Source organism: Candidatus Limnocylindria bacterium, assembly GCA_036523395.1.
In the GTDB taxonomy this organism is placed as follows: domain Bacteria; phylum Chloroflexota; class Limnocylindria; order P2-11E; family P2-11E; genus CF-39.
In genome coordinates, this window is sequence record DATDEH010000089.1 from 1 (window position 1) to 10,885 (window position 10,885).

Annotated in this window: 11 protein-coding genes; 7 read left to right on the forward strand and 4 right to left on the reverse strand. The window is 64.4% G+C overall.

The window, feature by feature from the left end; translation table 11 throughout:
- The first annotated feature begins 754 nt into the window (after positions 1-754).
- Positions 755-1,279: a DinB family protein gene (locus tag VI056_11705; GenBank protein ID HEY6203691.1), complete on the forward strand. Its 525-nt coding sequence runs from the start codon at positions 755-757 to the stop codon at positions 1,277-1,279.
- Positions 1,280-1,327: 48 nt separating this feature from the next.
- On the opposite strand, the gene VI056_11710 is transcribed toward VI056_11705, so the two are convergent.
- On the reverse strand, positions 1,328-1,549 hold the full coding sequence (locus VI056_11710) for a hypothetical protein (protein ID HEY6203692.1): 222 nt from the start codon (positions 1,547-1,549) through the stop codon (positions 1,328-1,330).
- Between the two features lie 123 nt (positions 1,550-1,672).
- Positions 1,673-2,215, reverse strand: a complete 543-nt coding sequence (locus VI056_11715) for a MarR family transcriptional regulator (protein ID HEY6203693.1) — start codon at positions 2,213-2,215, stop codon at positions 1,673-1,675.
- 109 nt (positions 2,216-2,324) lie between these two features.
- On the opposite strand from VI056_11715, the gene VI056_11720 reads away from it, so the two are divergent.
- The 5 genes from VI056_11720 (at position 2,325) to VI056_11740 (ending at position 7,479) form a co-directional block, all read left to right on the forward strand.
- The gene (locus tag VI056_11720; GenBank protein HEY6203694.1) at positions 2,325-3,239 is read left to right on the forward strand and encodes an alpha/beta hydrolase; all 915 of its coding nucleotides are present in this window, start codon (positions 2,325-2,327) and stop codon (positions 3,237-3,239) included.
- Entirely contained in the window at positions 3,232-4,881 is a 1,650-nt protein-coding gene (locus VI056_11725; GenBank protein HEY6203695.1) for a DHA2 family efflux MFS transporter permease subunit, read from the forward strand. Before VI056_11720 ends, VI056_11725 begins: the two co-directional genes overlap by 8 nt.
- Before the next feature lies 1 nt (position 4,882).
- Positions 4,883-5,065, forward strand: a complete 183-nt coding sequence (locus tag VI056_11730; protein HEY6203696.1) for a hypothetical protein — start codon at positions 4,883-4,885, stop codon at positions 5,063-5,065.
- A gap of 661 nt (positions 5,066-5,726) precedes the next feature.
- Positions 5,727-7,016 (forward strand): MFS transporter, encoded by a 1,290-nt coding sequence (locus VI056_11735; protein HEY6203697.1) that lies wholly within the window; start codon positions 5,727-5,729, stop codon positions 7,014-7,016.
- 70 nt (positions 7,017-7,086) lie between these two features.
- On the forward strand, positions 7,087-7,479 hold the full coding sequence (locus tag VI056_11740; protein HEY6203698.1) for a methyltransferase domain-containing protein: 393 nt from the start codon (positions 7,087-7,089) through the stop codon (positions 7,477-7,479).
- 117 nt (positions 7,480-7,596) lie between these two features.
- Here the strand turns inward: VI056_11740 and VI056_11745 are convergent, their stop codons facing one another.
- Positions 7,597-7,737 carry a hypothetical protein gene (locus VI056_11745; protein ID HEY6203699.1) on the reverse strand — a complete coding sequence of 47 codons (141 nt, stop codon included), beginning with the start codon at positions 7,735-7,737 and terminating at the stop codon, positions 7,597-7,599.
- A 423-nt stretch (positions 7,738-8,160) separates the two neighbouring features.
- Complete coding sequence (locus VI056_11750; GenBank protein ID HEY6203700.1) at positions 8,161-9,993, reverse strand: phospholipase D-like domain-containing protein; 1,833 nt, start codon at positions 9,991-9,993, stop codon at positions 8,161-8,163.
- Between the two features lie 684 nt (positions 9,994-10,677).
- On the opposite strand from VI056_11750, the gene VI056_11755 reads away from it, so the two are divergent.
- Positions 10,678-10,885, forward strand: a 208-nt coding sequence (locus VI056_11755) for a hypothetical protein (protein ID HEY6203701.1), incomplete at its 3' end; no start/stop codon positions are given.

The following is a 10,885-nucleotide window of genomic DNA, read 5'->3' on the forward strand; positions in this document are numbered from 1 at the left end:
CCATTCCACCCGACGGGGAGTGAGGCTGGGCCTGCTGCCCGCCTCGCTTCTTCGTTCGGCCGCTTATCTGAGGCGCGTTTTCGGCGCAATACTGACTCATCTGATCAGCGGTCTGACGGGCGACGTCGGTTCAGTTTCGGACGCCCGAGCGATCCGGGGGCACATGGTCTAGGACGCACCATGGTCTCCAACCTTTGATACGGCGATTCGGTGCAATGGTTTCGGCGATCTTGTGCTCAACAGCCCGCAAACCATCGCGCAGATCGCGCACTTAGTCCTCTAGACCATTGCTCTATTTCGCAGCGGCCGGGACGCGAGAGTTTCCGAGTAAAATGGGTGTCTCGCCGAGGTAGCTCAGTTGGTAGAGCAATGGTTCTGAGGAACCGCGATAGTTTGCGATCTGCGAAATTGCTCCGGAACTCGCGGCTGGTACCTGAAATTCGACCTTGAACGACATGGTCTGGGCGGCCAATAGTCTTGCGAGTGCGGCGGGCAGGCCGTGCTCTCCGCTGACGGCGCGAGGGTGCTTCTCGTCCTGAGTCCGCTGCCGCGAGCTCGCACTCTCTTGACGAGCTTCCTCCAGGAGGCCAGCGTGGAGATCGCGATCACAACGAACCAGGAGATGAAGATCGTGGATCGCCTTCGCCGAGTGCGCCACGGCGCAGGGCACGACCGAAGAGGGACGTGAAGGGCTTGTGCTTACTGACGTGTTGACGTTTCTCGCTGAGCGAGCCGCCTCACCGGCGCCGCACAGGTGAGCACGATCATTGAGCTCTTAAAGGCGAAACGCCGGCAGACCGGTGAGCGCCTACTCAAGGTCGTCGATGACCTCAGCGACTTGCAGCTCGGCTGGCGGCCCGCGCCACGCGCGCACAGCATCGGCTTCACGCTCTGGCACGCCGCGCGGGCAGACGACAACGTGCAGGCGGACCTCTCCGAGCGCGCGCTCGAGTGGGTGACTGGGGGCTACGCCAAGCGTTGGGGGCATCCCGAGCGAGGCGTCGGCACCGGCTGGGAAGATGAGCGGTCCGCTGCGCTCACCTTGCCACCAAAGGCCGAGCTGCTCGAGTACGCCGGACGCGTGTTCCACGCGGTCGACGCCGCCGTGTCCGCGCTCGACGAGGTGAGACTTGGAGAAGTCGTTCCGAGCCGCTTCATGAGCGAACCGAGCACACGCGCCGAGGTGCTGCTGGTCTCGCTCAGCCACGACAACCGGCATCTCGGCGAGATGGAGTACATCAAGGGTCTGCTTGGACTAACGGGGACAGTCACGACCTAGGCTGTGCCAACTCCACAGTGACCATCTCCGGTCTCCTGAGCTCGACCGTCAATCGATCCCGGCGACGAGCCCATCGTGACCGAAGGTCACGATGAATAAGACATCGGTGCCGTCCCGCTGTAGCAGCGCGAAGACGTGCTGCTCGCGCCCGATGCGATCAGTGGATGTCCCGAGATATCGCTGCCCCTGGCACGGCATCGACCACGTCGACCGACGGGGTTCCCACGGCATCGGGCCGGCCGCCTCGCCGGTGTGCTGCTGTAGGTACAACGTGGCGAATCTCCCGTAAGACCAGGCTCTAGCCGAGGTAGCTCAGTTGGTAGAGCAATGGTCTGAAGAATCGCGCACAACGCGATTCGCGAAATGCGTTTCGGGCGGTTCTTCGATGTGCCTTCAGATCTTGATCTTGATCTTCTGGCCCAGGATCCGGCCCTTGAAGTTGACGCGTCGGCGCGGCGGGAGCTGCAGCCTCTGCGGCATCGCCTCGACGCGCTCCGTATGCCGGATCGCGAACTCGTACGACCGGCGGGCGAACTGGAGAATGAGCTCGAGCTCCTTCTCGCTGTAGCCGTCGAGTATGTCTGAAGCCTCGCTGGCGATCGCCTCGTAGAACGGCGCTGAGGCCTTGAGCGCCGTCGCGGTGATCTCGACGAGCACGTGCCTGCGGTCCTCGGGGTCCGCGCGCCTGCGCGCGATGCCGCGGGACTCGAGCCGGTCGATGAGGCGCGTCACCGCGCCACTTGTGAGACCGGTGCGCTTCGCCAGCTCCCCCGCGGGAAGTGGCCCGCGCGAGGCCAGCATGCCGAGGCACTCGAGCTCGGTGGGCGTGAGGCGGAGGCGATCGGCGATCGCGTTGGCCAGGATCGTCGCCTGGCCTTGCTGCTCCTGCATCGCCTGCGAGATCTCGGCGATGAGCTCCGCACGGCGTCCGCTCACTGTTTCACTCCCGCAGCGTATCGTGTGATGTAGTCATTATCTGTCTCATACACATAATGCCACAAGAAGAGGCTTCCCATCCCGGGAAGTCTAGCGCACGGAGGCACCCATGAACGTCACGACGAGCTCCGTCAGGTCTCGGGACGGCACGACGATCGGCTACTGGCAGGTCGGAGACGGTCCCGGCGTGATCGTGCTGCATGGCGCGATGGAGTCGGCCCGGAGCCACATGGAGCTGGCCGGGGCACTGGCTCCGACTTTCACGGTCTATCTGCCTGACCGACGTGGTCGCGGCCTGAGCGGGCCGTTCGGCAAGGAATACAGCGTCCAGAAGGAAGTTGAAGACATGGACGCGCTTCTTACGAAGACGGGTGCTCACCGTGTCTTCGGGGTCAGTTCAGGGGCCATCATCTGGCTTCAAGCGGCGCTCACGCTGCCAGCGATCCAAGAAGCCGCCATCTTCGAACCGCCGTTCTTGACGAGCCGGTCGATGCCGACCGCGCTCGTGAAGCGCTTTGACGATGAGATCGCCCGAGGCAGGGTGGCCGCCGCGCTGATCACCGGAATGAAGGCAGCACAGCTCGGGCCGCTGGTGTTCGACCTCATTCCGCGCTGGCTGCTCGAGCGGCTCACGCAGTCGATGCTCGCCGGCGAAGACAAGAACGCAAAGGCTGACGACATCACGGTCAGGATGCTGGCTCCGACACTCCGCTATGACCTTCAGCTCGTCGCCGAGTCCGGTGGTGACCTGAAGGGCTTCAAGGGCATCCGCGCCGAAGTGCTGTTGCTCGGCGGCAGCAAGAGCCCGGCGTTCCTCCAAGCCGCGCTCGACGCCCTGGAGAAGGTCCTCCCACATGCGAAACGCGTCGAGTTCGCCGGGCTCGGCCATACAGCCTCCGGCAACAGCCGTGACCGAATGACTGGCAGAGGCGCCCAGCCATCCCGGGTCGCCGAGGAGCTACGCCGATTCTTTGACCAAGACGAATGCTCATCGTACGAGAGAGGAGAGCGGATCCATGACTGATGCATCTCGTAGTCGAGCGAATCCCTGGGCCGTCCTGGCGGTGTTCGCGCTGGGGACGTTCCTCACGCTCCTCGACCTGACGATCGTGAACATCGCGATCCCCAGGATCGTGGACGACACCCACGCGCCGCTCGACGGCATCCTGTGGATGCTCAACGCCTACAGCCTCGTGTATGCCGTCCTCCTCATCACCTCGGGTCGCCTCGGCGACCTCTTCGGTCCGCGCCAGCTCTTCGCGGCGGGCGTCGCGGTCTTCACCGTCGCCTCCGCGTTCAGCGGGCTCTCGCAGGACGCGACGCAGCTCGTCCTCTCACGGGCTGGCCAGGGTCTCGGCGCGGCGCTGCTCGCGCCGCAAGGGCTGCCGATGATCACCAGCCTCTTCGCGCCGAACAAGCGCGGCGGTGTCTTCGCCATCTTTGGCATGCTCGCCGGCCTTGCTGTCGTCCTCGGCCCGACGCTCGGCGGGCTCATCGTGTCGAGCTGGGGCTGGCGCTGGATCTTCTACGTGAACGTCCCGGTGGGTGCGCTCATCCTCGCGCTCACAGTGCGCGTCGTCCCGGACGTCCGTCCCGGCCGTCCGCACCGCCTGGACATCACCGGAGTGGCGCTCGCGACTGCCGGCCTCTTCGCCGTCGTATACGGCCTCATTGAAGGACAGCGCTACGACTGGGGCACGATCACTGGCTTCGTAAGCATCCCGTTCGTCATCGGCATCGGCATCGCCCTGCTGGCGATCTTCCTCGTCCAGCAGGCGCGGCGTCAGGGACGCGAGCCGCTCTTGCCGTTCGAGATCTTCGCCGACCGCAACTTCGCGCTCATGGCGTTCGTCCTCATGGCCATGGGCTTCGCGATCGTCGGCGTGTTCTTCCCGCTCACCATCTATTTCCAATCGGTCCTCGGCCTCGACGCGTTCTCCGCAGGCCTGACGATCGCCCCGCAGCCGGTCACGATGATGCTGGCGTCAGGCCCGATCGCCATGCTCATCCAACGGGGCTACGCGAAGCGCATCCTGTTCATCGGCCTGCTCCTGTTCGTCGCCGGGATGGGCCATGTGGCCTATACGGCGAGCGCTGAGGGCGATCGCTGGGCGCTCCTGCCGGGTCTCGTCGTCTCCGGGCTTGGCATGGCCGGCGTGTGGACACCACTGTTCGATCTCGGGACGCGCACGCTACAGCCTCGCCTCGCCGGCGCAGCATCCGGCGTCTTCAGCACTATCCAGGAGCTCGGCGCCGTCCTTGCGACGGCGGTCATCGGCGCAGTTCTCCAGAACCGGCTTGCGACATCGCTCCCGGCGGAGGCCGCGGCAAACGCGGCGCACCTTCCCGCACCGGTCCGCGCGCTGTTCGTGGACGGCTTTTCGGTCGCCGCGAAGCGGGGCCTCGAGGTCGGCGCCGGACAGAGCGGCACCGCGCTGCAGCTTCCGCCGGGCGTCTCCGCGGATCTCGCGGCGCAGATCGGCCAGGTCGCGCATGTGGTCTTCACGCACGCGTTCGTTGACGCGATGCGACCCGCGATGGCGCTGGCTCTTGCGGTCGTCTTCATCGCCGCGCTCGTGATGCTGCGCGCGCGTCAGCCGCGGAGTGCGACAGCGCTCGAGGTCGTCGAGGCTGCGGCATACAACGAAATGGAAAGGACATCTTGAGATGGATGCAGATCGACAAGCAGACAACGGTTGGGTCGGCGCGTTCCTTCTCGTAATCCCCGGCATGTCCGTCTTCGGTGCGGGGATCGGACTTGCGTTCGGTCAGGCGATCGCCGGCGCCGTCGCCGGCCTCGGTCTCGGCGCCGTGGCCTGGGGCGTCGTGGTGTCAGTCCTGCGGAAGTAAGGCGTCTTGTGAGACCAGCGAGAGAGCATGGTTTCGCCTAGTTCGTGCTTGATCGCGGATGTGGGTCACGCCTGAATTTCCGCGTAAAATGAGTGCTCCGCCGAGGTAGCTCAGTTGGTAGAGCAATGGTCTGAAGAATCGCGAACAGCGTGATCTGCGAAATTGCTCGGAAACTCGCGGCTGATACCGAAATTCGGGCTCGAGGAGCAATGGCCTCAACGGTCAATAGTCTAGGAAGTGCGGCGGGCAGGCCGTACGTTTTCCTCGCGGCTACGACACACGCGGGACCCATCTCTTCCTCGTGCCGTTCAACCTGCGGCGGTGATGCGCCGCGAGTGTCTAACCGACCCGGTTCCGGCTCACGTCTGCGTTCGTCATCGCTGGATCGGAGACGTCGGACGAGCCTATAACCCCCTGCGACCGCTAAGACGATGCCGGCTGGCCACTGCAGGCCTTGGTTGGGAACGCGGAGCGCGCCCACGCCCGCCTTCAGTATCGCGTTCGCCGTCGACGTAGCGGCGGTCCTCGATGAGCCCCTCGCGCGCTCGATCGCCGGCTCGTTCAGTCTGGTGGCGATGACGCACCGCCCATACCTGAGGCGCTTGCTGCAGATTCCCTGCTCGACCACACCTCGCGGATCGCGGAATGACAGAACCGCTGCATGGAGCAGCGCGATCCGATGAAGTCCGGAGCCGTGCCCCACCGCCCGTCCCTCCTGCGTGACCCGGAGTTCCTGAAGTACTGGGTCGCACACACGGTGTACGGCTTCGGGTTCCCGATCGCCGGTTTGGCTATCCCGATCGTCGCTGTCGTCTCGCTCGGCGCCGGCCCGATCGAGATGGGATACCTCGGCGCGGCGGGGACGTTCGCCTTCCTCGTCGTCGGACTTCCCGCCGGAGTCCTCGTCGACCACATGCGTCGGCGTCCGCTCATGATCGCACTCGACTTGCTTGGCGCGGGACTCCTGGTGCTCGTGCCGCTCGCGGCGCTCCTCGGAATGCTTCGGATGGAGTTGCTCTACAGCGTCGAGTTCCTCCTTGGGTGCCTTGGTGTCATCTCCACGGTGGCGTTCCAGGCGTTCCTGCCGACGCTCGTCGGTCGCGACCGGCTTGTCGAAGCCAACAGCCGCGTCCAGCTCAGCGCGTCGGCGGGGCAGGTCGCCGGTCCGAGTGTCGGCGGCCTGCTTGTCCAGCTCATCACCGCGCCCTTCGCCATCGTCGCGACCGTCCTGAGCAATCTCCTCGGCGTGATGCTGCTGTCGGTCATTCGCGTGAACGAGCCAACTCCGGCACCGCCTGAACGCTCGCTACTGGGAGAAGTAGGCGAGGGACTGGAGATCGTGATCAAGGATCCGCACATCCGCCCGATCATGCTTTGCGGCACCACACACAACATCTTCAGCAACGGGATGCTCGTTGCGCTCTACGTCCTCTTCGCGACACGCGAGCTTCACGTGACGCCTGCGGAGCTGGGCCTCATCTTCGCGGTCGCCGGTCCGGGCTCCATCATCGGCGCGGTCATCGCCGCGCGCGTCCCACGTCTCCTCGGGCTCGGTCCGGCCATCGGACTGATGCAGCTCCTCACCGGAGTCGCACGCTGCGCCATGCCCGTCGCGGCGCTCGCGGCGACGGCGGTCCCGCCGTTCGTCACGCTGGCGGCGGGCGAGTTCCTGCTCGCGATCGTGAGGACCGTCTTCAACGTGAATCAGCTCAGCCTCCGCCAGTCGATCACACCGGATCACCAGCTGGGACGTGTGAACGCGAGCATCCGCTTCGTCATGTGGGCCGCCGTTCCGTTTGGCGCGCTCGCCGGCGGATTCCTCGGCGACCGCATTGGTCTGCTTCCGACGATCTGGATCGGTGTCACGGGCACCACGATCGCGTCGCTCTGGATCTTCCTCACCTCAGTGCGATCGCTGCGTGAGGCGCCGCAGCCGCTGCCGGCTTCGTAGCCTTGGTCTGACGGACCACTCGTCGCACCGTGAACGGTCAGGTCGCCTGCCACATCGCTACGATCCCGTCGTGCCGGAGATCCGATACGACGCGTCCGTCATCCGCCGGTACTTCGACGAGTTCGGCATCCGCGAGTGGGAGCGCCTCGAACGACGACCGATGGACCGGGTCAACTTCGAGATGCATCGCCGGATGCTCGACCGCTTCGTGCGGTCCGGCGATCGCGTCCTTGAGATCGGCGCAGGGCCGGGCCGCTTCACCATCGAGCTCGCGCGGGTCGGAGCGCGGGTCACGGTCACTGACATCTCACCTGCTCAGCTCGATCTGAATAGCGAAAAGGTGGCCGCGGCCGGCGCGGAGGGTGCGGTGGTCCAACGCGCCGTCCGCGACGTCCTGGATCTCGGCGCATACGCGGAGGGGGCGTTCGATGCGACGGTGTGCTACGGAGGCGCGCTCAGTTAGGTCATCGAGCAGGCCGATCGCGCGCTCGAGGACATGCTCCGCGTTACGACGCCTGGCGGCTACGTCCTCTTGGTCGCCATGTCGCTCCTCGGGTCGGTGCGGCGCTACCTCCCTGATCTACTCGAGGAGACGAAGAGGTTCGGTCTTGAGGTCGTGGATCGCGAGGTCACGACAGGGGATCTGCCAGCCGAGACGACGGGTGGTCAGCCGATGCGCCTCTATCGCTGGGCCGACCTTGAGGCCCTGCTGCGCCGGCATCGGTGCGAGCTGGTCGCGGCGTCAGCTGCAACTGCCTATCCGTCGGCAACGACGCCGCCCTCGCGGCGGTCACGTCGGACGAGCAAATGTGGACGACGTTCCTCGCGTGGGAGGTGCGCGCATGCGAACAGCCGGGTGCACTCGACAGTGGGAGGCACATCATCGCCGTGATACGGAAGCCGGCGTGAGCCGCGACCCGCAGCCGTACAAGCACGTCCGGAAGGACGCGCGCACCGACTGCCACATCCTGCGCCTCGGCGAAGACGTCTCTCGCGGATCGACGCGACGGCACGGAGGGCCGCAGACTTGGTGCGGCAGACCATGTCGTGCTCAGATGTTCGATTCGATTGCGAAATTCCGAATAGAATGAGGACTCCGCCGAGATAGCTCAGTTGGTAGAGCAATGGTCCGGCATGGCACTACTCATGATTCCGACGCGTGTTTCATCTCTGCGAACATCGCCACGCGTTTTGTCTTCAGCGTTCCCGGGGCGTAGGCCGCGTGCCACTCGGTTCCCGTCTCATCAAGGGTGAGCGCCTTGAGCGCTTTATCGTCCTGCCTGCCCCTGCGCGCTTCGGTCACCGACCGGAAGTAGTAGTGGAAGAAGAGGCGGTTGAACTCGGTGAAGTAGATGTCGGCGACACGGGTGTCCCCTCGGATGATGACCATGTTCTCGTCGTTGTCGTTGGTCGAGGCCTTGCTGAAGTTCGCCGAGCCCGACACGACGATCGGGTCGTCGCTGAGTGGGTCGTGCAGCAGGAACTTCGAGTGGATGTAGGCGACGTGCTTGTTGAGCTGGAGCTCGCGGGTGTTGGTCTCGTTGACCCACTGATAGAGCGGCGCCTTGATGAACGAGCCCCACGCCGAGTAGACGTTGTTCCTTGCGTTCAGGGCCACGAACGCGGTCTTCGGCTTCGTGCCGGCCTTGGGCTTTGGTGGCAAGTCGCGCTTCTCTAGGAGCATGAAGATGAGCGGGCCAGAGGCGTCATTGTTACTGAGCACGTCCTTGAACTGCTTGCCGACGCCGAAGGCGAGCGTGATCGCAGCCGACTTTTTCGAGTCGTCCACAAGCTTGGCGTACGAGTTGAGGACAGCGAGTCCTTGCCGGGGAGAGAACACTGGCATCACACCCTTGATCGCAGCGATCGTCGTCGGTGCCTTCGCGATTGCTTCGACCTTCGCGCGATAGTCCTTCTTCTTCTTGGTCGCGTCGGACTTCGCGTCGCCCTTCTGCGAACCCGGGTCGGTCGAAAGAAGCTTCCAGTACTTCTGGTACGCGCTGGCGGCCTTAGCGTCCCGGATCCAGTGCCCCACGTTGGTCTGCCCGAAGATGCCGCCCTGCGTAATGTTCGTCGAGCCGGTCCACACCTCCGCCGGAGTGCCCTTCTTCCCCTTCAGCAGCACCATGAACTTGTTGTGCTCGATGTTGGCCGGATTCGCTTCCCGCCAAATGACGGCGGAGTCTGGGAGGTGGGCCGCGGTTTTCGTCCTTTCGTTCTCGTCGCGCGGGAAGGGCGGGCTGACCTTCCCGGTCTTCTTGCTCTTCTTCCCGTTCTGCTTGCCGTCGAGGATGATTCGGACCTTCACGCCGCCCGTCGTGCGTGCTGTCTGGAGCGCATTCGCGACCGGCTGGTAGCTGAACTCGTAGAAACAGCAGAGCAGGGTGTCGCCTTTCTTCGCGTTCTTGATGAACTCGAGGATGCCCTGGTCGAGTTTGCGCGACAGCCACTTGTATGCGTCCGCCCGTTTTGCCGGTGGCAGCTTGTCGGGCTTCTTGTTCCCGTATTTGCGCGCGTAGGCCTGGCTGCTGGCGACGCCGCGGTTGAAAAACACGTCGTGGGTCGTCGTGCTGAAGAGTTTCTCCGTCCGGATCTTGATGGAGATCGCCGGGAACTCGGGTCGCGGAACGAGGTGCGTCTTCGTTCCCTCGAGCGGGGTGAAGACGTACTCGTACGGACGGTCGTCGAGGACGTTGAAGTCGTCCCAGACGAAGCTCTGGAGCGGATGCTTCCACATGCTCTTCTCGGGGATCGACGTGCTGGAGGTCCCGATCTCGGACTTGAAGACCTTCGAGTTGAGCATCGGGAGGGTGCGATTCTTGGCGCCCTGGGGCAGGCTCGTGTCGGTGCGATCGATCGCGAAACCGAAGAGTCCGGTGCGCGCTACGTCAGTGGCGCTGATTCCGAACGAGACAGTGCCGTTGCCGCTGACCGCGAAGACCTGGATGCCGTTGACGACCTTCGACCTGAAACGCATCTCCGCCTCCCCGCATTGCTTCCTGCGGCCGACGGTCTAGCGAGCGGTTCACGACTTGTCAAGTAGAACTTGCTTTCGATGATCTATTCGATGTTCTAACCGTGGACTCGCCCTAGCGAACAGAAGCCTCCGCGTGTCCTCGGTGGTAACGCTGGAGCACTTCCACGAATCGCCGAGCGAAGTCGGACTCAAGACCGCGTCTGACGACTCGCCGTCCCGCGCGTCGGATCGAAGTCCTTCGAGATCCGCGAATAATCAGATCAGGCAGGTAGAGCAATGGTCTGAAGAATCGCAGTCCGCCTCTATTGGCGAGTTCCTTCGAGAACCCGCGACTGATACCCAAATTCACCTACAAAGAACAATGGTCTAAGCGACTAATAGTCTTGGACGGTGCGGCGGGCAGGTCGCACGTTTTCGCCGTGTTTTCATGCCGCCATCCAATGCGACGACCTCGTCACGAGGGCCCCTCATAGGCAGATGCGTCGCCGAGCGCAATGCCGAAGTCGGAATGAATGGAACGACGGGATGGCGTTTCCCACCTATCGAGCGAGACTAGGAATCGCGTCTACGAGCGTGGTCGGCGACTCTGGTCTCGAGATCGCGAGCATGCACCGACACGCTCTCGGTCTCTCCAATTGAGCCCGTGGGTCCTCGCCGCCGAGGTCACGGATTATCATTCCGTCCGTGCCCGAGGGCCCTGTCGTCTCTCGAGCGATCTGGGCGCTGCCTGCGGCCGGACTGCTGCTCGGCATCCCCTGGCTCAAGCCGTGGTTCGCGGACGCGCAGGACCTCGCTCCGCAGACGTTCGCTTTCGCCGCGCGCCGGGGCGATCTCGTGACGAGTCCGGCCCCACGCGACCTCGACGCCTGGGCGCGCATCGCCACCTCCGACG

Bases quoted from the DNA above. Each gene is read 5' to 3' on its own strand.
- VI056_11720 (HEY6203694.1), top strand. From the start codon at position 2,325: ATGAACGTCACGACGAGCTCCGTCAGGTCTCGGGACGGCACGACGATC.
- VI056_11725 (HEY6203695.1), top strand. From the start codon at position 3,232: ATGACTGATGCATCTCGTAGTCGAGCGAATCCCTGGGCCGTCCTGGCG.
- VI056_11735 (HEY6203697.1), top strand. From the start codon at position 5,727: ATGGAGCAGCGCGATCCGATGAAGTCCGGAGCCGTGCCCCACCGCCCG.
- VI056_11750 (HEY6203700.1), bottom strand. From the start codon at position 9,993: ATGCGTTTCAGGTCGAAGGTCGTCAACGGCATCCAGGTCTTCGCGGTC.
- VI056_11745 (HEY6203699.1), bottom strand. From the start codon at position 7,737: ATGCCGGCGCAGCAGGGCCTCAAGGTCGGCCCAGCGATAGAGGCGCAT.
- VI056_11730 (HEY6203696.1), top strand. From the start codon at position 4,883: ATGGATGCAGATCGACAAGCAGACAACGGTTGGGTCGGCGCGTTCCTT.